Below are 23,605 nucleotides of genomic sequence, written 5' to 3'. Positions count from 1 at the left end.
TACACCGGCGCGACACAGCTGCGCTCGGAAGCGCCCCGCCGACCCGGGACATGGTCGCAACGGGCTCATGGCTGCGCAGGTCCCTGCCGCCGACGGGGGTTTGTGGACCTTGCACTCCTCGTCGACCGGGCGGCCTCATGCAGCCGGCGAACAAAAAAGGGATAATTGCATTTTCATTCTAGCCCGGTGTTACCTCCTTGAATCCCGATACCATCCTGACCGACAAGCGCCAGCTGACCGAGTGGCTGGAATCCGGCTGCAAACCGAAGGCCGCATGGGGCATCGGCACGGAACACGAGAAATTCGGTTTCTGCACAGACAGCCTCAAGCCGCTGCCCTACGACGGCGAGCGCTCGATTCGCGCCATGCTGGCAGGCCTGGCACGGGAATTCGACTGGCAGTCGGTGCACGAAGGCGAACATCTCGTCGCGCTGAAGAAAAACGACTACTCGATCACCCTGGAGCCCGGCGGACAACTCGAACTGTCGGGCGGCCTGCTCGATAATCTGCACCAGACCTGCAACGAGGTCAACACGCACCTGGCCCAGGTGCGCGCCGTGGCCGAACCGCTGGGCATCGGCTTTCTCGGCATGGGCTTCCACCCCACGGCCACGCGCGAGGACATCGAGTGGATGCCCAAGGAACGCTACGTGATCATGCGTAACTACATGCCCACGGTCGGCAGCCTGGGCCATGACATGATGAAGCGGACCTGCACCGTGCAGGTCAACCTCGACTTCTCCAGCGAGGCCGACATGGTGGCCAAGTTCCGCACCTCGCTGGCGCTGCAGCCGATCGCCACCGCGCTGTTCGCCGACTCGCCCTTCGTCGAAGGCCGCCCCAGCGGCTTTCTGAGCTACCGCGCGCACGTCTGGACGGACACCGATCCGGACCGCACGGGCACGCTGCCGTGGGTATTCGAGTCGGGCATGGGCTTCGAGCGCTATGTCGACTACATGCTCGATGTGCCCATGTATTTCGTCTCGCGCGGCGACCAGCTGATCAACTGTGCCGGGCAGAGCTTCCGCGATTTTCTCGACGGGCGGCTGCCGGCACTGCCGGGCGAACAGCCCCGGCTATCGGACTGGGAAGATCACCTCACCACGGCCTTCCCCGAGGTACGCCTGAAACGCTTCCTGGAAATGCGCGGCGCCGACGGCGGCCCGTGGCGGCGACTGTGTGCGCTGCCGGCCTTCTGGGTTGGCCTGCTCTACGATGCCGACAACCTGGCCGCCTGCCAGGACATGACCCGGGACTGGACCGCCGCCGAGCGCGAGCAGCTGCGACACGACGTTACGCGCATGGGCCTGGCGGCACAAATCGGCGGCCGAAGCGTTCTCGCGATTGCCCGGGAGCTGCTCGAGATGGCCCATGCCGGCCTGGCGCGGCGGCAACGGCTGAGCGGCACCGGCGAACACGAAGGCGGCTTTCTGGAGTCGCTGCAGAAAGTGGTCGAGCGCGGCACGACCCCCGCCGAAGTCAAGCTCGCCGCCTTCGAGAACGAGTGGGGCGGCGACCTCAGCCACCTGTTCAGGAACTACGCCTACTGACCGGCCTGCCGCGATCCTCTCCGAGCGGTAACGCTCAGTACGGCAGCGGCAGTTTCGGCTCCAGCGCCAACAGCCGGTCGCGGAACTCGCTGCGCACCTGGCCCAGTGCGGTCGCCTCATCAGCGCCGAAGCGCAGGATCAGGCGGCCGCTGTTGGCGTCCACGCGGGCCAGACCCCAGCGATCGGACCAGTCGGCGCGAATGCCGTCGAGGCGCGTGATCAGGGCGTCGCCAAAGTCGCTTTCGCGACCCATCCGCTCGATGAGGTCCAGCGACTGGTCACGCTCGATGTCAACCGCGATTTCGGGGCTGACGCGATACTGTGGCTGTTCGGCCAGCCGCTCTTCGAGGCTGCCCCCGTCGGCGGCCAGGATCTCGAGCAGGCGGGCGGCAGCGTAGACGGCGTCATCGAAGGGGTACCAGCGGTCGTTGATGAACACGTGACCGCGCATGTCGCCCCCCAGCGGCGCGCCTTCCTTGCGCAGCCGCTGTGCCACCGGCTGCTGGCCGCTGGCGGTCATCAACCCGCGTCCGCCGGCGCGCTCGATCACGCGCTGAAAATGCCCGGAAGCGCGCACATCGAAAACCACCGCCTCGCCCGGCCGCGTGGCCAGCACATCGGCTGCCAGCAGCATCAGCAGGCGATCGGGCCAGACGATTTCACCGCTGCGGGTGACCACGGCCAGGCGATCGGCATCGCCGTCGAAGGCAATGCCAAGCTCTGCCTGGAAGTTGCGAACACACAATCTCAGGTCTTCAAGGTCGTCGGGCGAGGAAGGGTCGGGCCGATGATTGGGGAAGGCGCCGTCGACATCGCAGTAGAGCGGGATCAGATCCGCACCGACGTCCTGCAGCAGCTTCGGCACCACGGCACCGCCGACGCCGTTGCCGCAGTCGACCACCACCTTGACCGGCCGCTCGAGCTGGACATCGGCGGTCAGGCGCGTGGCATAGCGCCCCAGAATGTCCTGCTGTTCGTAGCCGCCGTCACCACTGACAAAATCCTTTTGCGCCACCCGCCGCGCCAGCCGGGTCATGCCGTCGATGTCGATCAGGTCGCCGCCGATCATCGCGCGAAAGCCGTTGTAGCTGGGCGGATGATGAGAGGCGGTGACCATGACACCGCAACCCTCGGCCAGCTCGGTGGCGGCAAACCACAGCAACGGGGTCGGCACCGCGCCCACTTCAATGACATCGATACCGCTGTTGCGCAGCCCGCGAATGACCGCCGAAAGCATGACCGGACCGCTGAAGCGCCCGTCGCGGGCCACGGCCACGCGCTGAAAGCCGGCTTCGGAAATCAGACTGCCCAGCGCCTGGCCAATGTCGGTGGCGACTGCCGCCGTCAGATCTTCGTCAACCACGCCCAGAATATCGCTCGGGCGAAAGATGCCGGACGGCAGCGTGACCGGCTCTGTGGCGCTGGCCGCAGTAGCCCGGTCCTCCGGCGCCGTGGCCGGCGCGTCCACGGCTTCGGCGCGGCTCGATTCCGGCTGCTCCCCATTCGCCGCCGGGCTTTCTTGCGGCGGCAGCGGGCCTTCCCCTTCCAGGGCCAGATCCAGCCCTTCGCCGCTGGGCGGCTCCTGCATCGCCTCGTCGGGCTGGTCGCCGGGCTCCGGAGCGGGCGCATCGTCACGATCGCTGAAGGAAAAATCCAGGTCGAGCTCGGGCGGCGCTGCCTCGTCCGACGCGGCAGCCTCTGCGGCGGCGTCGGCATCCTGGCGCGCGCTCAGATCCTCATCATCGCCCTGGCCGTCGTCATCAAGCGCATCGGCAGCGTCTTCCGGGGTTGCTTCGGGCGCGGGCGCGGGAGTTTCGGCCTGCTCGGCGTCGATCTGGCGATAGATATCGTCGAGATTCGGCACGTCGTCAAAGTCATCGTCGGTGGCCCGCCCACGACCCTCCTGCGCGTCCAGCATCCACTCGGGCAGATCCCGGCCATCGGCATCATCGGAGTCGTGGCCAGCACTCGGCGGGCGCTCGGTCCGGTCCCCCTGCGCAGGCGCCGAGGGCTCCGGCTCCCGACGGTCGCTGTCAGGCGTGGGCACGGCAGATTCGTCATCGACCGCCTCGTCGGCCGGCGCCGCGGCTGTGCGCCGCTGCAGCAGCAGCCCGCCGCCGATCAGCAGCAGCCCGAGCACCGCAATCGCGGCACCAGTAAGCGGCGAACCACCGCCGGCGCCATGGCCGGCGGTCCAGTGCAGGCGCAGACCGCTGCCGGCAATGGTCGCCTGACCGTCGGGCACCCGTTCTGCCGGCAAGCTGCCGTTGCTGGCAATCAGCGCTTTGCCCTGCTGCAGCGCAAGCCAGCCGCCCGGCCCCGGCTGTGCGAGGCGACGGGTAATCACGCTGACCGGGCGCCGGATGAACAGATAGCCGGCCGGCGGATCCCCCGCAGCGGCATCTTCCGCCGGGATGGCGCGCGCAAAAGCGAGGTTCTCGTTGGCGGTGCCGGGGTAGTGAACCTCGGCCGGCGCCGCGCCTTCACGGCGGGCCTCGAGCAGCATCTGGATCACGCTGAAGTCGGGCTCGGGGTAGACCCCGATCTCGATATCCTCCACCCCCGGAGGAAATACGCGAACGTCGAGCAGATTGGTCACGCCAGCCGACTGCAGGGCGCGGCGCAGCTCCTGCACCTCAACGCTGCCGTCGAGCACGGCTCGGGCGCGGTCGCGGATGTCGGTCTGCGCCAATGCCGCGTTGACCTCGGTCAGGGCCGCACCGATTTCCTCGATGCTGCTGCGCGCGGCCTGATCCGTGGGGCTGGCATCTTCGGCCGACAGCGCGCCCCACAACAGCCACACCGCCAGCAGCAAGGCGACGGCACCGACCGCCACAAGAACCTGCGGCAGAAACCCGCGCGCGCTGCCGGCAGTGAAAGATGACAGGGAAAGGGACATGATCAGCCGACTCCCGTGTGGCCGATGCCCCCTTCGGCGCGCTCGCTCACCGCGAAGGATTCGACAATATCGAGCTGCACCTGAACCACCGGCACCACCACCAGCTGGCAGATCCGCTGGCCCGGCTCGATGTGAATCGGCTGCCGGCCCCGATTCCAGCAGGAAATCTTGACCTCGCCCTGATAATCACTGTCGATCAGGCCGACCAGGTTGCCCAGCACCAGACCCTGCTTGTGGCCCAGCCCGGAGCGCGGCAGCAACACCGCGGCCAGGGCCGGGTCGGCCAGATGGATGGCCATTCCCGACGGCAGCAAGGCGGTGTCATCGGGCGCGAGCGTCATCGGCTGCTGCAGGCAGGCGCGCAGATCCATGCCGGCCGAGCCGCTGGTCGCGTACTCCGGCAGCGGCCACTCGCCGCCCAGGCGTGGATCAAGAATCCTGACTTTCAGGTTTCTCATCGGATCGGTTTTCCCTCTCGAGCAATCGTTCGGCAATAATAGCAACCAGCTCGCGCGCAAGGTCTCCCTTGGCCTTGGGCGCCAGCGTCCAGTGACGATCGGCGCTGTAGACCTCGAGCGCATTCTCGTCGGTGTCGAACCCCAGATTCTTGCCCACGCGGTTGGCGGCAATCAGGTCGAGCCGCTTGGCCTCGAGCTTGCCGCGCGCCGCCGACTCGAGGTCGCGCGTTTCAGCGGCAAAACCGACCACGATTCGCGGCCGCTCACGATCCGGGCGGGCGGCCACGTCAAGCAGGATATCGGGGTTGGGAACCAGCTCCACCGTCATCGATTCATCCGCCTTCTTGATCTTGTCGCCCGCTTCGCTGGCCGGGCGATAATCGGCGACCGCGGCCACGCCGATATAACCGTCGGCGCCGGCGATGCGCTCCATCACCGCCTCATGCATCTGGCGGGCGGTGTCCACATCGCGACGCGCAACACCCGCCGGTGTCGCCAGCGGCACCGGGCCGGCCACCAGATCGACCTGCGCACCGGCCTCCACGAGTGCGCTGGCCACGGCAAAGCCCATGCGCCCCGACGAGCGATTGCCCAGAAAGCGGACCGGGTCCAGCGGTTCATGCGTCGGCCCGGCGGTCACTACAAAGCGCCGCCCGCGCAGGCGGCCAGCGCCGCCCGCCAGCGCGGCGACCAGCTCATCGGGCTCGAGCATGCGGCCCTGGCCCTGCTCGCCACAGGCCTGCGAGCCCGCACCGGGACCAAGAATGCGAAAACCCCGATCCTCGAGCACGGTACAGTTGGCGCGCACCGCTTTTGAATCCCACATCACCCGGTTCATCGCCGGGGCCAGCCAGACGCGCGCTTCGGTGGCCAGCAGAATGGTGGCCAGCAGATCATCGGCCAGGCCGGCGGCAAAGCGGGCCAGGGCGTGCGCCGTGGCCGGCGCCACCAGGATCTCGTCGGCCCAGCGGGCCAGTTCGATATGCCCCATGCCGGCCTCGGCCTCGGCATCGAGCAGGTCGGTACGCACCCGGTAGCCGCTGACCGCCTGCAGCGTCAGCGGCGTGATGAACGCCTCCGCGCCCGCGCTCATGACCACGCGCACCCGGGCGCCGGCATCGCGCAGGCGGCGCACCAGCTCTGGAGCCTTGTAGGCGGCAATCCCGCCGGTCACGCCGACCAGCAGCTTTTTTCCGTCAAGCGTACTCATGGACTTTCGAGGCGATTTCCTACGCACGTGAGAGACAAGGGCCGATACGCTGGATCAGTCCCGTCTCCCAGAATAACGGTTCTGGCCCGCAAGCTTAAGGGAAATCATGCGAATCGCCGACTGGCCCATGACCGAACGCCCACGTGAACGGCTGCTGGCCGGTGGGCCCGCGGGGCTCAGCGACGCCGAACTTCTTGCCATTCTCCTGCGTACCGGGGCGCGCGGCCGCTCGGCTCTGGATCTGGCGCGCGGCCTGCTCAACCGCTACGGCGGCCTGAGGGCACTGCTGGAAGCCGATGTCGATACCTTTTGCGACACCCCGGGGCTCGGCCCGGCCAAGTACGCGCAGCTGCAGGCCGCGCTGGAGCTGGCCCGCCGTCACCTGCGTGAAAATCTCGAACGCGGCCAGCCACTGACCAGCCCTCAGGCCACCCGGGAATTCCTGCGCGCGGCGCTGCGCGACCGGCCGCATGAGGTGTTCTGTGCACTGCATCTGGATACCCGTCACCGCGTGGTCGCCTTCGACGAGCTGTTTGCCGGCACCATCGACGCGGCGCATGTGCACCCGCGCGTGGTCGTCGAAAAGGCGCTTGCACGCCGGGCAGCGGCCCTGATCATCGCTCACAACCACCCCTCGGGCGTCGCCGAACCCAGCCAGGCCGATCTGGCGATCACCCGGCGGCTGCGCGACGCGCTGGCGCTGGTCGACATCCGCCTGCTCGACCACTTCATCGTCGGCGATGGCGAAGTGGTGTCGCTGGCCGAACGCGGCCTGGTCTGAGCCATGCCCACTTCGCCTGCTGGCGATGGCCAGCGCGGCGATCCAGTCGAAGACCTGCAGCTGGCTCGCTACGCGGCGGTGCGACGAACGGAGCAGTCCAGATCCGTGAGCAAGCCATCCTTGAGGCCGTAGATCAGACCGTGGACGGCAATCTCGTCACCGCGTGACCAGGCGCGCTGGATCACCGGCGTTTCAGCCGTCCGGCTGACGCTTTCGACCACGTTGAGCTCGGCCAGCCGATTGAGGCGCGCCTCGCCATCGCCCAGCGCATCGAGTTCGTCAGCCTTGTGGCGAGCCACGCGCCGAATCGGCTCGATCCAGTGATCGGCCAGGCCGTGGATCACGTCCTCGGTAGCGGCCCGGATGCCGGCACAGCCGTAGTGGCCGCAGATGACGATATTGCGAATACCCAGCGCGTCGACGGCGAACTCGAGGCAGGAAAGCAGATTGAGGTCGGTCGAATGGACCACGTTGGCGATATTGCGATGAACGAAGATCTTGCCGGGATCGCGGCCGGTGACGACGTTGGCCGGCACCCGCGAATCGGCGCAGCCGATCCAGAAATAGTCGGGCTTCTGAACGTCGGCCAGACGTTCGAAATAGTTCGGAGCCCCGCTCCGTATCGACTCCGCCCAGGCGGCGTTGCCGCGGATGAGATCGTCGGTCATGACTGCTGTCTGGCCCTGGATTCGGAATGGGTGGAAATTGTAGCGCGCAAGCGCGGGCGTCACCAGCTCGGGTTTCGCGCTGCGCCACGACCACGGCGTGATGGTCTTCTCGACCGGCGGGCGTTACCCGGCGCGGCACCATGAGATGCCCTGTGACCGCCGCCCGCGGTCGGGGCCTCAAGGCATTGCGGGGTGTGACCGTGGCCTGCGTAGATGCATGAAGCGAAGCACGCCACCAACGCCCCGCGCAATCTCCTGAACGCAAAAACGCCGGGCATGCCCGGCGTTTTCGAAGCGGCACCGCGAGGGGCGGAGCGCTTACTTGATCTTGGCTTCCTTGTACATCACGTGCTTGCGCACCACCGGATCGTACTTCTTCATCTCCAGCTTGTGCGGAGTGTTTCGCTTGTTCTTGTCGGTGGTGTAGAAGTGGCCGGTACCGGCACTGGAAACCATTCTGATCTTGTCACGCGCGCTGTTGGACATGCCTGAAGCTCCTTAAACGTGTTCGCCGCGGGCACGCAGGTCGGTAAGCACCTGGTCGATACCCTTCTTGTCGATAATGCGCAGCGCCTTCGAGGAGACCCGCAGCCGGACCCAGCGATTCTCGCTGGCGACCCAGAATCGGTGACGGTGCAGATTCGGCAGCGACCGCTTCTTGGTCTTGTTGTTGGCGTGGGAAACGTTATTGCCGACCAGCGGGCGCTTGCCGGTCACCTGACACACTCGGGACATGACGAATGTTCCTGAAATTTATTTGGTTGCAATCGAGCCGCACTTTATACCCCAGATCCGCCCGCAGATCAAGCGCCATCGGCGCTTTTTGCCCCGTCGGAGAGCAGCCGCCGCAGGTCGGCCGCAATTTCCTCCACGCCGAGGCGGTCGAGCAGCATCAGCCGGGGCTCACCGGCGGCGTCAAAGACGTAGATGGCCGAGCTGTGGCTGACGTCGTAGCTGCCGTCGGGCCGCTTGTCGTCGTAGCCAAAGGTGCCGCGGTAGCGGTGCATCAGCTCTCTGAGGTGCTTCGTGTCGCCGGTCAGGCCAAGCATGCGGTCGCTGAAGGCGCTGGTGTAGTCGGCAAGCTGCTGCGGGCCGTCGCGCTCGGGGTCGACGCTGATGAAGGCCAGCTGGAGCTCCTGCTGCAGCGGCTCGGGCAGGCGGCGCACGGCGGCAACCAGACGCGCCAGGGTGGCCGGGCAGATATCGGGGCAGTGGGTAAAACCGAAATAGATCGCCACCGGGCGACCGGCAAACACCGCTTCGGTAACGACCTCACCGGTTTCTGAGGTGAGCTCGAACTCCAGTTGCGGCATCAGGCCCTCGATCGATTTGCCGTTCCAGCTCCGATCGCTGCAGGCGGCAAGCATCAGCCCCACAGCCAAGATCAGCACAACGCGTCGAAGAGTCACTGCGAGGTCACCGGCACCACGGTAAAGCTCACCGTCCGCTCGGCCGGTTCGATGTCTTCGAATTCGAGCACGATCTCCACGGCTTCGCCCACCTCCAGCTCGGTGGTGGCGTCCATCAGCATCAGGTGCAGCCCGCGGGGCTCGAAGGCAACGCTTTCGCCGGAGCCAACGAGAACCCCGCCGTCCTGGTGCTCCATGCGCGCGCCGCCGTCGTCATCAACCACGGTGCGATGCATCATCACGTGACCGAAAGCCTCCGAAGAGGCCGACACCAGACGCACGGGCAGGTCGGTGTGATTGGCGATGCTGAAATACCCGGCCATCGGCGCCCCGCCCGGCACCAGGCGCACGCGCGGGTTATTTATTTCGATCGGCTCGGCCGGAGGCATGCCAGCCACCCACCAGATCGCGCCGCCCAGCAGCACAACAATGAGCAAGATCCCGGATAAGGCTTTCATTCTCTGTACTCCTCCTGTCAATTGGTCGATCAGGCCGGCGCCGCTTCAGCGCCTGCAGCGTATTGCCTTGCGTCGTCGTGCACCCAGAACCTGAGAACCACCAGCGCGGCCACAACGCTCATCATCGCCGCCGGAATCCAGGTGACCAGGCCGCCAATATGCTGGTCGGTCATCGGATCCAGCGGCCAGGCCCGCCCGCATACGGCGTAGACATCGAACACATTGGTTTCGGCAAACGTGATGCTCGCGCCGATGATGATCTGGGGCACCATCACCGCGGCCAGCAGCAGCATGCGCGTACCGTAACCCAAGCGCGGAGTGATGCCGCGGCCGCCGCGCTCGAGCATCAGCCACCAGAACAGCAGCCCATCGAGCGCCATCGACCAGTTCATGACCCAGTAGCGATTGCGGCTGAGCATGGCGTCGAAATGCAGCTCCGGCATCAGCCAGAAGGCGATCAGACCCACGAACAGGATGCTGGCAACCGCCGGCTGCTGCAGCACACGATACAGTGCCACATAAATCCAGCGCAGCCAGCGCCGGCGGGAAAACCACGCGCGCACCGGCGCGGGAATGCCGCGCGCGAGCACCGGCGCGGGCAGGGCCAGCGCAATCAAGAAAGGCGCCGTGTGGTGCAGCACCAGGTGCTGAATACGGTGAACAAAGAACATGTACTGCGACCAGTAGTCATAGCGCGTCTGGGTCACCAGATACATCAGCACCACGCCGACCACAAAGCCGATAATCGGCCAGTAGCCCGGCAATTCGCTCGCCGGCGTGTTGCGCAGGCCGTTGAAATACAGCAGCAATGCGCCCCAGACGCTGATCTGGACCAGCCAGCTGAACTCCCAGGGAACGAAAAAAGCGAAGAATTCGGACACCACAACCGGACCGCGTGAGCAGGCCGGTATTCTAAGCCATGCCGAACGGGCGGTATCCTGTGAGCTGCACACCTTCATGGCGCACGAGGAACCGAGCATGCGAAACAGACAACAAACGGCAAGGATTCTGGGCTGGGCCGGCGTGCTGCCCTTTGCCGCCTGGACCCTGGTGGCATGGACCGGGGCGCCGGAGTGGCTGGTCGAACTGCTGATTGGCTACGGCGTGCTGATCCTGGCTTTCATGGGCGGCACGCTGTGGTCGGCCGCGCTCGACAAACCGCAGGAGCCCGAAGCGCCGCTGATTGCCAGCATCGTGCTGGTGCTGGCCGCGCTGCCGGCCTTTCTGCTGCCGGCCATTTCCGCTGCCGTGCTGCTGGCCGTGCTGTTTGCGCTGCACTGGACGGCCGAGTACCTGTGGGTACGAAAGGCCCAGCCCGGCTGGTACCGACGCATGCGGGCAGGCAACAGCGCGGCCGTCGTGGCGCTGCTTGTTGTGGCGGTACTGATCGAACTGGGCCGCTGAAAAACACCGCTGTACTTCGGCTCCGGAGCAAGCCCGGAGCCGAAGTGCGGTGAGCCGGCTGGCCCTACTGACCCAGCTCGGTAGGCAGCGCTGGAGCCTCCCGGGAGATATCGTCGGAATAGCCTTCGAGCATCGTCATGATCTGCTCGATGGCTGCCTGCAGCTGGCTGTCGCGGCCGTTGTTGGTCGCCACCGGATCGAGCGCAACTTCGATGTCCGGAGCCACGCCTTCGTTTTCCACTGCCCACTCGTTGTCGGCATTGGCGAAACGGAAGTGCGGCACGGTCATGGTGCCGCCGTCAACGAAACCCGGGTTGGCGAAGATGCCGATCAGCCCGCCCCAGGTGCGCTTGCCCAGCAGCGGGCCGATACCCAGCTCGCGGAAGGCGTAGGGCAGGTAGTCGCCGCCGGAGCCGGCATCCTGGTCGATCATCATCAGCTTCGGCCCGTGCAGGCTACCGAAGGGCGTGCGCGAAATCTCGCCATGACGATAGACCCAGTTGGACAGATGCGGGCGCGAGAGCACCTCGACGATATAGTCGGCCGCCTGACCGCCACCGTTGCCGCGCTCGTCGATGATGATCGCCTCGCGGTCGAGCTGGGCGTAGAACATGCGGTTGAAGAAGGTATAGCCGGCACCGGCGGTATTGGGCAGATAGACATAGCCCACCCGCCCGTCGCTGGCCTCATCGACGCGCTTGCGGTTGGCCTCCACCCAGGCCCACAAGCGCAGCTGGTTTTCGCTGTCCACCGGCTCGACGACGACCTCGCGCTTGCCGCCACCGCCGGGCTCGGAGGCGACGGTCAGAGTCACCTGCTCGCCGACGGTGTTGTACAGATGCTCATGCAGATTGTCGTCGGCCGTGATGGTTTGTCCGTTGACCGCCAGGATGTACTCGCCCTCATGCACCTCGTTGCCGGGCTGGTCGAGCGGGCTGCGCAAGAATGCGTTCCAGGACTCGCCGGTGTAGATGCGATCAATGCGCCAGCGGCCGCTGTCGATGACGTAATTGGCGCCAAGCAGGCCGACGCCGGGGCCGGATTCGCGATGGACATCACCGCCGCTGACGCGATTGTGGCCAGCATGCAGCTCGGCGATCATCTCCACCATCACCGCGTTGAGATCCTCGCGGCGCCCAACGTGCTGGAGCAGCGGGCGGTACTGCTCGTACACGGCGTCCCAGTCCAGGCCGTGCAGGTTATCGGCGTAGAAGTACTCCTTCTGCATGCGCCAGCCCTCATTGAAGATCTGCGCCCACTCCTTCTGCGGGTCGATCTGCATACGCAGGCCCGACAGGTCAACGGCCTCGGGCTTGATCGTCTCCCCGGCTTCAGCCACCTGAACCGAGCCATTGCCGTGAATCAGCACATGGCTGCCGGCTGCGCTGATGCCGAAACCGTTGAGGCCGCTGAACACCGTCGCGGCGGCGCGCTTTTCAAAATCGAAACGCAGCAGGCGGTTTTCGTCAATCGTGTTCTCGCCGGGCATCTGCACGCTTGATCCGGGCTGCGGATAACGCATCCAGAACAGGCTGCCGTCACCGGCGACCTGGAGATTGCGATAATTGCCCTTGGCAACCGGCAGGGCGACCATGCGCTCGGCCAGGCCGTCGAAGTCGATGCGAACCTCGACTTCGGGCTCTTCCTCGCCCTTCTTGTCCTTCTTGCTCTTGTCCTTGTCCTCGCCGTTCTCGTCACCCGGCTCTTCGTCGCCGCGGCGCGGCGCCAGCGGCGAATCGCCGTCGGCGGCCAGCACCAGCGCGTAGATGCCGGCGCGATACGGCCGCTCCTGGGTCGACATGTCGAGCCCGAACTGCAGCGGCCCGGCGTTGGTCGAGGCGGCCATGAACAGATACTTGCCGTCGCGGCTGAAGGCCGGCGAGGCAACATCGGCCATGCCATCGCTGACTGGCGTTGCCTTGCCCGACTCGAAGTCGTGAATCATCAGATCGCTGAGGTAGTTGTCGCGATTGACGGTATAGGCCAACCAGCGCCCATCAGGGGAGAAGGCAACGTCAAACCTGCCCATCCGCGCTGAGCGGGCAATGGTGTCGCGATCGCCGCTTTCGGTGTCGATCACGAACAGGCTCACGCCGTTGTCGCTGTAGGCAATCCGGCCCTCGGCGGCATCCCAGGCCTGCAGGGTATAGAAGTCGGGGCCCAGGGCGTGGCGCGCGATTTCCTCGCCGTGCTGGTCGGCAATCACCAGCTGCTGGCCGTCGAGTGATTCGACGATCCAGGCAATCTCGGTGCCCTCGGGCGACCACAGCGCCGGGTATTCGCGCTGGCCGTCGGTAACGGTGAGATTACGGGTCGAGCCATGCTCGACCGGAACGGTGAAGACCTCGCCGCGGGCGGTCACGAGCACGCGCTTGCCGTGCGGCGAAATGCCGACGCGCTCGATGTTGCCCTGGACGCTTTTCCACTGCACGCGCTGCTGCGGCAAATCGGGATTGATCGCGATTTCGAGCGTGCGCTGCTCGCCGTTGGCCAGGTTCAGCTCGTGGAGCTCGCCGCCGGCCTCGAACACGATGTGCTGGCCAACACCGTCGGCCCAGTGCACGTCCCAGTCGGCCTGATCGGTGAGACGCTCGATCTCGCCGGTTGCGGTATCGAAGACATGCAGGTTCAGCCGCTTGTCGTGGCGGTCGGAGATGAACACCACCTTGTCGCCCATCCAGAAGGGCTGGATGTCGTTGACGCGCTCGCCGGGAATATCGGTGACCTCGTTGTCATCGGGCGCGATGATGCGAATCGAGGGCGTGGTGCCACCACGATAGCCGCGCCAGCCGGCCGAGCCGCCGTAAAGCCCGTTGTAGGCGGGCCCGAAATCGATGTAGGCCAGGCGCTCGCCCTGAGCATCCCAGCGGCCGCGGAAAAACCGCGCCTGCATCTGCCGGACCGGCGCGCCGCCGGCAACCGGCACGTGCCACAGCTGCGCCGAACGGCCCTGATCGGTTTCGCGCCCAGAGGCAAACGCCACCGCTTTGCCATCGGCGCTCCAGCCCACCGGCACATCCCGTCCGGGGTGCCAGGTCAGGCGCTTGGGCTGGCCACCTTCGACGGCAATGACATAAACGTCGGTGTTGCCCCCGTAGTTGGCCGCGAAGGCAATCTGGCTGCCATCCGGCGAAAAATACGGATTGTTCTCTTCGGCGGCGGCCGTGGTCAGACGGCGCGGGTTGCCGCCATCGCGATCGCTCACCCACAGATCGCCGGCATACACAAAAGCCAGATGCTCGCCGGAGACGGCGGGCTGGCTGAGCAGGCGAACGGGTTCGGCAGCGGCAGCATGCGAAAGCATGAAAGCCGCTGCGAGCAGGCAGATCCTGAGCATGGGCACGGGCGGGTTCTCCAGTGGTGAGTGATTTTCCGGGCCGAATATAACAACTGCCCGACCAACGGGCATGGGCCAATCGTCACGGACGCCGGCTGCATGCAAACGACGGTGCTGTCGGGTTAATATCCTTTTCGGGCCCGGAGGAAGCCCGCAAAGCCAGGCGGCGCGCCGGCCCGGCAGTCTGTCATTCGGGAGGGAATGCGGTATGAGCGACGCCTGCGATCCGGCTTTCAAGCCGGTGACTTTCCGACGATCCAGACGCGGGGCAATACCAGCGCCCGCTGCATCAGCCCCGTTCGCCAGGGAGCCCGAGCAGTGAATCTGCCGGCCGGGCGCCTGACGCCGATGCGTCGCCGCGTGCTCGATGCGGAGTTCGAGCGCCTGCTCGAGCTCGACGAGAACGCGCGGGCAAGGCGCCTGCGTGAGCTCGCCCGGCGCTGCCCCCGGCTGATGCGCTGGCTCGGCCCGCTGCTCGATGCACTGTCGGCAAAGGCCGATCATCTCGACGGCATGATTCGCGAGGTGGCCGACTCGGCGGTAGCCGAAATCGACCGTGCCTGTGATCGCCTGGAGCCGGGAACCGAGCTCGGTGCCTGGCGCGTGATCGAACTGGTCGGCCGTGGCGGCATGGGGCAGGTCTACCGCGCCGAGCGCGCCGACGGCGCCTTCGAGATGACCGCGGCGGTCAAGGTCATCCGCCTGCGCCGGGATCGGCGCCTGCGAACGCGGCTGACCATCGAGCGTCAGCTGCTCGCCCGGCTCGACCACCCCAACATCGCGCGCATACTCGACGGTGGCACCACCGACGACGGCCAGGCCTGGCTGGTCATGGAGTGGGTCAGCGGTCGCGATCTGCACCAGTGCCGCGCGGAGCAATACCCGCACTATCGCGCCTGCCTGGCGCGCTTTCTTCGCCTGGCCGAGGCGGTCGCGCACGCGCATCAGCGTCAAGTGGTGCACGGCGACATCAAACCGGCCAACGTTCGCATCGGCCAGGATGGGCGGGTGCGGCTGCTCGATTTCGGCGTCGCTCGACTGGCCGCGGCGGAAAGCGAGGATACGGCTCAGCGCATCCGCGCAATCACCCCGGCCTGGTCCGCGCCCGAGCTGCGCGCCGGCGAATCGGTTTCAGCGGCGTCGGATCAATGGTCACTTGGGGCACTGCTCTACTGGATGCTGTGCGGAGAAAGCTTCGACCCGGACCTCGCCGACCACCCGCGGGTGCTCGCTTCGCGCCTGCGCGAATGCTGTCCGAGAAGCGATGATCTGGCCGCCGTCATCGCCACCGCCTGCGCCCGACGGCCCGAAGACCGCTATCCTTCGGTCGCCGACCTGATCCGCGACATCGAACGCTACCGCGGCTGTGAAACCGTGCTCACGCGCGAGCCTTCGCGTCGCTACGTGGCCACGCGCTTCATCCAGCGCAATCCTTTCGCTACGGGCCTGAGCACATTGGTGGTGGTGCTGCTGATTCTCGGCCTGGCCGGCACCAGCTGGCAGGCGCGTCAGGCCGGCATCGAGCGCGATCGGGCGCAGGTGGAAACCCGCAAGACGCAGCAGGTCAGCGAGTTTCTGGTGGGCCTGTTCGAGCAGGCCGACCCGTGGCGGGCGCGCGAACAGGAGCTGACCGCGCGCGATCTGGCCGACCGCGGCGCCGAGCGCATTCGCGTGCTCAAGGAAACGCCGCAGGTACAGGCCGAAATGTTTCAGGTGCTGGCCCGGGTCCATCGCGGCCTGGCCGACTATGAGCGCGCCAGCCGACTGGCCATGGAAGCCGTCGACGTACTCGCGGCTGACGCCAGCACCCCGACCCGGGCACTGGCTGATGCCTGGGCCCTGCACGGCGATATTCTGGGCTCGCAGGGCCGCTACCAGGAAGCCGAGCAGGTGCACCGCCGCGCGCTGTCGCTGGTGGCTGAAGAGCCGCCGCCGGTGCGCGCTGGCTTCATGAATTCGCTCGGCCTGACGCTCTATTCACTCGGCCGGCTGGACGAGTCAAGAGCGCTGCTCGAAGGCGCGCTGGCGATTCGACGTGATGATCGGCCCGGGACGGCGGAGCTGGCCGACTCCTACAACAACCTGGCGCTTCTTGAAGCCACCGTGGATCGCAATGAACTGGCGCGCGAGTACTACGACCGCGCCATCGAGCTGCGCCGCGAGGTGCTGGGTCAAGACCACCCCACGACCAGTTTTTCACTGTCCAATCTGGCCTCTTTGCTGGTCCAGACCGGCCGGGCCGAAGAGGCGCTGCCCGCCTTTCGCGAAGCGCTGGCCATTCGCCGCAACGCCTTCGGCCCCGAACATCCGGCCGTTGGCAGCGTGCTCTACCAGCTCGGCTGGGCGCATGCGCAGCTCGAGCGCAACGCCGAAGCGCGCGACTTTTATGAACAAGCCCTGGCCATCCGCGAGCGCTCGCTGGGCGACAACCATCCTTCTGTTGCCGTGATCTACAACGCACTGGGCGGCCTGGCCCGAAAAGACGGAAACCTTGCCGAATCGCTTGACCTGCTTGAGCGCGCCCTGGTGATCTATCGCAACAGCTACGGCCAATCCCATCACGACATTGCCCTGGTACTCGGCAATCTGGGCGCCACTCACATGGCCCTGAAGCACCACGAACAAGCTCTCGACCTGCTCGAGCGTGCCCTGGAGATGAATCGCCGCGAACTCGGCGAGGGCCACCGGCACGTGGCCAACAACCTCAAACGCCTGGCCGAGCTGCACCTGAAAAGCAGCCGCCCCGGGCGGGCCGGCGATTATGCGCAGGCCTCATTGAACAGCTACCGCCGGATTCACGCAAGCGAAACCCATCCGACGGTCGTCGCTGCCCGCCAACTGGTCGAGAAGATCAACGCCCAGCGCTGATCTTCTCGACCATCCTGGCTCAGTCTTCGTCGTAGCGCTCGAACCAGGCGAGGATATGCGCCACCTTGCTCATCAGCTGGGTGGGCCGATCGCTCAAGCCGTGCGAGCTGTCGGGAATGCGCACCAGCGCGGTGGGCACACCGCGCAGCTTGAGCGCCTGATAGTACTGCTCCGATTCGGGCATCGGCGTGCGGTAATCGGCCTCACCGGTCAGCAGCATGGTCGGTGTATTCACCTCGCCCACGCGCGAGATCGGCGAATAAGCCATATAGTGTTCAGGCGCCTCCCAGGGCATCGCCGGGAACCAGTAGTTGGTGAAGAAGGCAGCGTTGTCGGCATACAGCGCAAAGCTGTACCAGTTGATGACCGGCTTGGCGACCACCGCGGCGCGGAAGCGATCGGTCATGCTGACCGCCCAGGCAGTCAGCACGCCGCCGCCGCTGCCGCCGGTGACGAACAGCCGCTCGCCATCGACATAGTCGCGGCCGACAACCGCGTCCACGGCGGACATCAGATCATCATGATCCTGCGAAGGATAGTTGTGATGAATCAGCTGGGCGAAGCGCTCGCCATAGCTGGTCGAGCCCCGCGGATTGACGTAGAGCACCAGATAACCGGCCGCGGCATACAGCTGCATTTCCGAGGCAAATCGCGGCCCGTAGTCCGAGTGCGGCCCGCCGTGAATTTCCAGAATCAGAGGGTAGGTCCGGTCGGGATCGAAATCGGCAGGCTTGACCAGCCAGGCCTGGATGCGCTCGCCGTCATGGCTGGACTCCACCCAGATTTCTTCGGCATCGGCAATGTCGCGCCCGGCAAACAGGACCTCGTTGATATGGGTCAGGCGCCGATTGTCGCCGTCACGCCCCACGGCAATATCGGCCGGGTGCGTCACGTCGGTCATCGGAAAGGCATAGCGGCCATCGCGGCTGACCGAAAAGCTGCCGGAACCATAAGGCCGGCTGTTGGAGACCCCGCCCATGTTGGCTGCAAGCTCGCGCATCCGGCCCTTCATCCCGGTATGACCCAAGCGGGTGACGCCCTCGCTGGTATAGCGGAAATACAGCCCGCCGGAGCGCCGATCCCAGACCGGCTGGCTGATCGGTCGATCCAGATCGGACAGCAGCTGGCGATACTCACCGCTCTTGCGCTCCAGAACATACAGATGCGACTGGTGGTAGCTCATGCGTTCGTCGTCGAAACCGGTAAACGCGATGTAGCGGCCGTTGGGCGACACGACAGGCGAGGAATGGCTGACCGCCCCCTCGGTGAGCTGCTCGATCTTGCCGGACTCCACGTCGAGCTGGTGGAGACGGGAGCGCGCGGGTTCCTGTTCGGCGTTGTCGCTCAAGTTGGCGGCAAACACCAGGTGCTGGCCATCGGGAGTCCACGCCGGGCTGCGGAAGTTGTGCGACCCTTCGGTCAGCTGCCGCGGCGCGCCGCCGGCGGCGGAGATCACGAACAGGTGGCGGTCACCGGGCTTGAGATAGCCGGCGCCGTCCTGACGCCAGTGCATCTGATCGATCACCCGTGCCGGCTTTGCCCAGTCGGCACCTTCGGGCTTGCGCGGCAGCGTGGCCATCGGCTCGGGGGGCGTTGCCACCAGCATGCTGAAAGCCAGCTTCGTGCCGTCGGGCGACCAGGTAATGCCTGAAGGCGCTGCCGGCAGCTGCGAAAGCCGGGCCGTCTGGCCCGATTCAAGCCACAGCACGTGCAGCTGGGCACCACCGGCGCCAGCGCGAACGAAAGCGACCCGCTTGCCGTCGGGCGAGATTCTTGGCGACAGATCGCGGTGCATGCCACTGGTCAACGGGCGGTGGTGGCTGCCGTCGGCATCGATGCGCCACAGGTTCGAGCGCCAGCGGTCAGCCTGGCGGTCACCGAAATTGCGCACGTAGACCACGGCTTCACCGTCGGGCGTGATCTGCGGCTGCGACGCCCACTCCATGGCGAAAAGGTCCTCCAGCGAGAACGGCGAAGCCAGGGCGGACAATGGCAGCAGGCAGGCAAGGAGAAACAGCGCGAGGCGTTTGGTGGGTAATTCTCGAGTCACGAAATCTCTCTTGGAGCGTCAAGTGGAGACGGTATCTTACGCCGAAGCGAACGCCCGCCGCCGCAAACCTGAAGGCCCGGCGGGCAGCCGCGGGCTCGTGTTCTCACCCCGCCCGGCAGCCTGTGGCGCGCATCACTCCTCTTGCTGTCGAATGGTCTCGTGCCAGGCAATCGGATCGACTCGAAAGCACTTCTGCAGCTCCGCATACAGCTCCGGGTGCTGCTGCTTGAGCTGGCGCGGCTGTTCATAGAACGTCTCCACCAGCACGGCAAAGAACTCGGCCGGTGCGCTGGCGCCATAGTGGTCTATCAGGGTGCGTGTGCCGGCGCTGGCCTGGCGCTGCAGCTGCTCGAACTCGCGCGTCATCACCCGCGCCCAGCTGAGGTAGTGCGAGCGCTGGTGCAGAATCGGCGCCCCGTCGACCGCACCGCCGGCACCGTCAAGCTTGTGGGCAAACTCGTGCAGAATCACGTTGTGGCCGTCGGTCACGTCGCGGCTGCCGGCCAGGGCCGAATCCCATGACAGCACCACCGGCCCGCGATGCCAGGACTCGCCCAGGCGCGCCTGCTTGCCCACCGACCGCACCAGGCCGTCGTAGCTTTCATGCCGGGCCACGAACGTGCTGGGGTAGAGATAAATGGTGGAGAAATTGGCGTACTGATCATGCGCCCGGTTGAGCAGCAGAATGCAGGCATTGCCGGCAATCGTCAGGCGCATCTCGTCGGTGACCTCCAGGCCCTGGAAGCCGGCGAAGGTCTTGTCGTGCAAGAACAGCCGGATATGCCCGTGCAGCTCTCGCCTGAGCGCATCCGGCAGACCGCGGTAGAGCGGCACATTGCGCTCGAGAATCTGCTGCCATTCAGGCGGCAGCGGCTTGCGGGAGATGTGTCGACGCCGATGCCGGCGCCAGCGCCCCCAGCCCCACCACGCCAGGGCGGCAGCGGGAATGAGCAGCAGAATTTCCATCAATGCATTGCCAGAGCGCCGGGCCCGGGGCAACGCTCAGTCGCGCACGGCATCCTGCACCCACTGAAAGGCATGCCAGTAATAGTCGCCGCTGCCGTCGGCCGCCGGCGCGGTGCAGTTGATCTTGTTGCGACCGGTCACGCCCTGGCCGTCCACTGCGATCTCCAGCCGATGTGGCTGCCCTGCGGTGAAAGTGGTGGCCAGCCGCTCGCCGCGGCTCGAGTAACAGGCCAGCTGCCCGTCACGATAACCCCCGTCGGCCAGCGCCAGACGCAAGCGCTTGATCGGGCCGCGCACGCCGTCGCCCGGCGGCACCGGCCTGGCCTCGACCACCGGCAGCGCGCGCGAATTGACAGCCTGGGCGAATCGATCCAGATCATCAAAGCCGCTGGCCATCGGAAAGCGCGGCGCTGACAGGGCATCGGTCGTCGGGCCGACGGCGCCCGAGCGCTGCGTCAGGGCAAAGGCATGGCGTTCACCGACAATGGTGGCCAGCTCGGCCGAATCCTCGCCGTAGGGATAGGCGAACAGTTTCGATTTCGCACCGATCTCCGCTGAAATCCGGCGTTCGGCGCGCTTGATGTCGTCCGTCACGCGCGCGGCCCACTCGCTCCGGCTTTCATCTTCGGCACGCGCGATCAGGTGACCATGGCTGGCGCTGTGGTTGCCGATGACAACGCCATCGTCGTGCAGATCACGAAGCTGCTGCCAGCTCATGTAAGGCGAGTGACCGGCATCGACGGCATCGGTATTGACGAATACCGTGAACGGCCAGCCACGCTTGCTCAACATCGGCCAGGCTGTGGCATGAACCGACTCGTAGGCATCGTCAAAGGTTATCGCCACCACCCTGGCGGGCAGCGCCTCTTCGCCGCGCAGTGCAGCTTGCAGCAGACGAGGCAGGGGCCAGACGGCGAAATCATGCTCTTCGAGATAGTCCAGGTGTGCCTTGAAGCGCTCGGGCGTGACGCTGGTCGATGCGGGCGTCGCCTCGCTGACGTGGTGATAAAGCAGAACGACCCCGTGGCCATGATCTTCGGCCACGCTCACCGCCGGCAGCGCGCCGACGAGCACGATCATCAGCAGGGCAAGCAATCGTGTCATGATCAGGTGCCTCCGATAGCCGCTGTCGACGCCGCTGCGCCCGGCAAGTCGCTGATGGCCTGCCCGATCATGTCGCGATTGACGCGGATGATCTGCTTGATTTCATCGACGTAAGCCTGACGTCGCTGCGAGTAGCGAATCAGGCCGTCGGCCAGGGCAACGGCTCCCGGCTCGCGGCCGGCCGCGCGCTCGGCCTCACGGATGCGGCGCAGGGGCAGATAGGAAGGGTGGGTATTGAGATTGTTGATGTAGCGCCTGACCGACTCGCTCACCGAATCAAACGCCGCCACCTCGTGCCCCGCATTGCGGTTACGCCGCTCCGGCACGATGCCGCAACCCGGCGCGTAGCACCAGTGGCCGAACAGGTTGTTGCCCAGCCGCGCAAAGCGCGAACGTCCCCAACCCGATTCCTTGGCCGCCTGCACCAGCGCCAGAGAAACCGGCACGCTATCGACGCGACGCAGGAGCAGCGCCAGGGTTTCCTCGCGCGAATCTCCCGGCCAGCTCAGCTCGTACTCGGCCGCCAGATTCATCATCCAGCGGCGATCGAGCAGGCCCAGCCGGCGGTCGTCTTCCACTTTCGGCGCGATCTCGAGCAGGTGGCGGCGCTGGGCGAGCACGCGCTCGTTTTCAGCCGCGACAATCGGCGCGAGAAAACTGAAGAACGCCGCCTTGCGCTCGGCCACTTGCTCGATCTGACCAAAGTCGGGCAGCGTGGTATCAGCCTCCGGGCGCAACAACGCATACAGGCCGACCAGCACAATGGCCAACAGCACCAGCCCTTCGCTGGCCCAGCGCGGAGGGTGCTGTCGGGCGACCACCGCTTCAGCAGCGGAAGAATCAATTTGTCGGGGCGCTTCATTCATGGTGACAGTCTGCCAGCAAACGCCGAAAGGCGAGCGTGGCGTAATGGTACGAGTCCGATAATCACAAGTGCGGGCGGCCGGCTTCCAGCGCAAGTCGCTGATTCAGGACGAGTCGGCCCGGCGCCGCAGGTGATCGCCGAGATTCGGCGGCCGGTAACGCTCGTCGCGGCGCCAGCGCCACTCGGCGGATGGGTCGACGTGCTCACCGCTGCGGGCGCCCGGCGTCGCCATGATCGGCCGATGCCAGGCGGGAATCAGCCGGAACAGACCCCGACGGCTGCGCGAAGGCCCGCTGAAAACATCCGGCGCGGTGTTGACCTCGTTGACGGCCAGGCCGCACTGCCGGGCCTGGCGCAGCATCCACTCGAAGGTGATCTCCGACAATCCCGTGCCGGGGCTGCCGCCGCCGACATCACCGTGCACGCCCACGAACCAGCGCTGCTCCATGGTCTGATCGCCTGCCTGCGGATGGCGCTGCCAGCGCGTGGCCCGGAAGTGGCGGCGCTTTTCGTCGATGGCCAGAGCGTGAAAGGCATGGCGCACCGTCGGCCCCAGGCGAGTGTCGTGAAACTGCACGCGACGGCTCAGCGGGCTCTTGTGCAGCAGCAGCGGGTTGCCCAGCGCGCCCACGGTGTCCCACACGCCAATGAAGTGAATCGGGGGCGGCTGGGGCCAGCTGTAACGCTGGCGAAAGCGCACGGCCTGCTTGCCATCGGGGTGCTTGAGCGGGGAGCGGGAGCGGTAGAGATCGAAGGCCTCGTCAATGCGGTCGTCGCATTCGCGCCTGACCACGCCGGCGTTGTAAATCATGCCGCCGAGGCTGCGCACGGTGAATGCGCCGCGGCTGTAGCCAAACAGGAACAGCTGATCTCCGGGCTCGAAATGCGCCACCACGAAGCGATAGGCGTCCTTGAGATTGGCCGACAACCCCCAGCCGGTCGCCCCGGCAAACCAGCGGTAGAGCCGGCTGCCACCGGCCCCCACGCCCGGGCCGTAGTAAACGCGCTGCTCGACACCGTCCGCATCGACCCCGACAACCGCCTGCGCCATTCTGGGAACATGCGTCGGCGCCGGCTCGCCGTTACGCTCACGATCCGCTGCACTCCAGGTGCCGTCACAGCAGATGACGATCCGCTTCATGTTCTGCTCCCCGATCTCCCGCGAAGATGCTACGCCAGCGCCGCCATGGCGGCAATGGAATTCTTGCAGGCTTCCGATCCGGGGCGCGCAGGCATCTTGACCCCGGCACCCGATCAGCTGCTACTCTGGTATATCCTGCCGTCAACGCTGTCGACACTGCGCCCGTAGCTCAACCGGATAGAGCACCAGGCTTCGAACCTGGGGGTTGGGGGTTCAAGTCCTCCCGGGCGCGCCATCCTTGTGAGCCCCGACACCCGCGCCCCGTGCGGATACCGGGCAGCCGCGCGGGCGGTGCCCGTCACGACAGAGCCCCGAATCCTTCGCGCGCACGGGTACGCAAAGGTATTGGAGTCTTCCGCCCGCGGCTGGCATAATGCTTTGGCGGCAACTTCTCAAAGGGGAGCAAGTGCCGTGATGGAGCACACAGATGCCCGGAT

The 23,605-nt window shown here is 66.2% G+C and carries 19 protein-coding genes and 1 tRNA gene; 5 read left to right on the top strand and 15 right to left on the bottom strand.

From position 1 onward, the window contains the following. The first annotated feature begins 197 nt into the window (after positions 1–197). Positions 198–1,550 (top strand): glutamate--cysteine ligase, encoded by a 1,353-nt coding sequence (locus tag ACEWQZ_RS07855; protein ID WP_476482528.1) that lies wholly within the window; start codon positions 198–200, stop codon positions 1,548–1,550. Between the two features lie 34 nt (positions 1,551–1,584). On the opposite strand, the gene ACEWQZ_RS07850 is transcribed toward ACEWQZ_RS07855, so the two are convergent. From ACEWQZ_RS07850 to coaBC, 3 genes are read right to left on the bottom strand one after another with little or no spacing between them, the layout of a single operon-like run. Continuing rightward, a complete protein-coding gene (locus ACEWQZ_RS07850; protein WP_476482527.1) occupies positions 1,585–4,449 on the bottom strand; it encodes a phosphomannomutase/phosphoglucomutase in 2,865 nt (954 codons plus the stop codon). Positions 4,450–4,451: 2 nt separating this feature from the next. Next, positions 4,452–4,907: a dUTP diphosphatase gene (dut, locus tag ACEWQZ_RS07845; protein ID WP_476482526.1), complete on the bottom strand. Its 456-nt coding sequence runs from the start codon at positions 4,905–4,907 to the stop codon at positions 4,452–4,454. Next, a complete protein-coding gene (gene coaBC, locus ACEWQZ_RS07840) occupies positions 4,879–6,117 on the bottom strand; it encodes a bifunctional phosphopantothenoylcysteine decarboxylase/phosphopantothenate--cysteine ligase CoaBC (protein WP_476482525.1) in 1,239 nt (412 codons plus the stop codon). Before coaBC ends, dut begins: the two co-directional genes overlap by 29 nt. Before the next feature lie 106 nt (positions 6,118–6,223). Here coaBC and radC point away from each other — a divergent pair, with 106 nt between their 5' ends. Beyond that, positions 6,224–6,898 (top strand): RadC family protein, encoded by a 675-nt coding sequence (gene radC, locus ACEWQZ_RS07835; protein WP_476482524.1) that lies wholly within the window; start codon positions 6,224–6,226, stop codon positions 6,896–6,898. Between the two features lie 68 nt (positions 6,899–6,966). Here radC and ACEWQZ_RS07830 read toward each other — a convergent pair whose 3' ends face one another. From ACEWQZ_RS07830 to ACEWQZ_RS07805, 6 genes are all read right to left on the bottom strand, one after another. After that, positions 6,967–7,566, bottom strand: coding sequence for a carbonic anhydrase (locus ACEWQZ_RS07830; RefSeq protein WP_476482523.1), 600 nt, complete (start codon positions 7,564–7,566; stop codon positions 6,967–6,969). Positions 7,567–7,884: 318 nt separating this feature from the next. Then, positions 7,885–8,052 carry a 50S ribosomal protein L33 gene (rpmG, locus tag ACEWQZ_RS07825; protein ID WP_476482522.1) on the bottom strand — a complete coding sequence of 56 codons (168 nt, stop codon included), beginning with the start codon at positions 8,050–8,052 and terminating at the stop codon, positions 7,885–7,887. Positions 8,053–8,064: 12 nt separating this feature from the next. After that, entirely contained in the window at positions 8,065–8,301 is a 237-nt protein-coding gene (gene rpmB, locus ACEWQZ_RS07820; protein WP_476482521.1) for a 50S ribosomal protein L28, read from the bottom strand. Between the two features lie 68 nt (positions 8,302–8,369). After that, a complete protein-coding gene (locus tag ACEWQZ_RS07815) occupies positions 8,370–8,975 on the bottom strand; it encodes an SCO family protein (protein ID WP_476482520.1) in 606 nt (201 codons plus the stop codon). Next, positions 8,972–9,433 carry a copper chaperone PCu(A)C gene (locus ACEWQZ_RS07810; RefSeq protein ID WP_476482519.1) on the bottom strand — a complete coding sequence of 154 codons (462 nt, stop codon included), beginning with the start codon at positions 9,431–9,433 and terminating at the stop codon, positions 8,972–8,974. Before ACEWQZ_RS07810 ends, ACEWQZ_RS07815 begins: the two co-directional genes overlap by 4 nt. Before the next feature lie 29 nt (positions 9,434–9,462). Next, positions 9,463–10,314 carry a cytochrome c oxidase assembly protein gene (locus ACEWQZ_RS07805; protein WP_476482518.1) on the bottom strand — a complete coding sequence of 284 codons (852 nt, stop codon included), beginning with the start codon at positions 10,312–10,314 and terminating at the stop codon, positions 9,463–9,465. 97 nt (positions 10,315–10,411) lie between these two features. Between ACEWQZ_RS07805 and ACEWQZ_RS07800 the strand changes: the two genes are divergently transcribed. Beyond that, positions 10,412–10,837 (top strand): DUF3429 domain-containing protein, encoded by a 426-nt coding sequence (locus ACEWQZ_RS07800; RefSeq protein WP_476482517.1) that lies wholly within the window; start codon positions 10,412–10,414, stop codon positions 10,835–10,837. A gap of 64 nt (positions 10,838–10,901) precedes the next feature. Here ACEWQZ_RS07800 and ACEWQZ_RS07795 read toward each other — a convergent pair whose 3' ends face one another. After that, the gene (locus ACEWQZ_RS07795; protein WP_476482708.1) at positions 10,902–14,174 is read right to left on the bottom strand and encodes a S41 family peptidase; all 3,273 of its coding nucleotides are present in this window, start codon (positions 14,172–14,174) and stop codon (positions 10,902–10,904) included. Positions 14,175–14,492: 318 nt separating this feature from the next. On the opposite strand from ACEWQZ_RS07795, the gene ACEWQZ_RS07790 reads away from it, so the two are divergent. After that, positions 14,493–17,042 (top strand): tetratricopeptide repeat protein, encoded by a 2,550-nt coding sequence (locus ACEWQZ_RS07790; protein WP_476482516.1) that lies wholly within the window; start codon positions 14,493–14,495, stop codon positions 17,040–17,042. 19 nt (positions 17,043–17,061) lie between these two features. Here the strand turns inward: ACEWQZ_RS07790 and ACEWQZ_RS07785 are convergent, their stop codons facing one another. From ACEWQZ_RS07785 to ACEWQZ_RS07765, 5 genes are all read right to left on the bottom strand, one after another. Next, complete coding sequence (locus ACEWQZ_RS07785) at positions 17,062–19,092, bottom strand: S9 family peptidase (RefSeq protein ID WP_476482515.1); 2,031 nt, start codon at positions 19,090–19,092, stop codon at positions 17,062–17,064. 132 nt (positions 19,093–19,224) lie between these two features. Beyond that, complete coding sequence (locus ACEWQZ_RS07780; RefSeq protein WP_476482514.1) at positions 19,225–20,058, bottom strand: M90 family metallopeptidase; 834 nt, start codon at positions 20,056–20,058, stop codon at positions 19,225–19,227. Between the two features lie 36 nt (positions 20,059–20,094). Beyond that, on the bottom strand, positions 20,095–21,162 hold the full coding sequence (locus tag ACEWQZ_RS07775) for a polysaccharide deacetylase family protein (protein ID WP_476482513.1): 1,068 nt from the start codon (positions 21,160–21,162) through the stop codon (positions 20,095–20,097). A gap of 2 nt (positions 21,163–21,164) precedes the next feature. Beyond that, positions 21,165–22,028: a glucosaminidase domain-containing protein gene (locus ACEWQZ_RS07770; RefSeq protein ID WP_476482512.1), complete on the bottom strand. Its 864-nt coding sequence runs from the start codon at positions 22,026–22,028 to the stop codon at positions 21,165–21,167. A gap of 102 nt (positions 22,029–22,130) precedes the next feature. Then, entirely contained in the window at positions 22,131–23,168 is a 1,038-nt protein-coding gene (locus ACEWQZ_RS07765) for a DUF2235 domain-containing protein (RefSeq protein ID WP_476482511.1), read from the bottom strand. A 158-nt stretch (positions 23,169–23,326) separates the two neighbouring features. Here ACEWQZ_RS07765 and ACEWQZ_RS07760 point away from each other — a divergent pair. Beyond that, positions 23,327–23,403 (top strand) — tRNA-Arg (locus tag ACEWQZ_RS07760). The last annotated feature ends 202 nt before the right edge of the window (positions 23,404–23,605 follow it).

This window comes from Wenzhouxiangella sp. YN1, from assembly GCF_056324145.1.
This window is presented reverse-complemented; position numbering and strand designations above follow the sequence as displayed.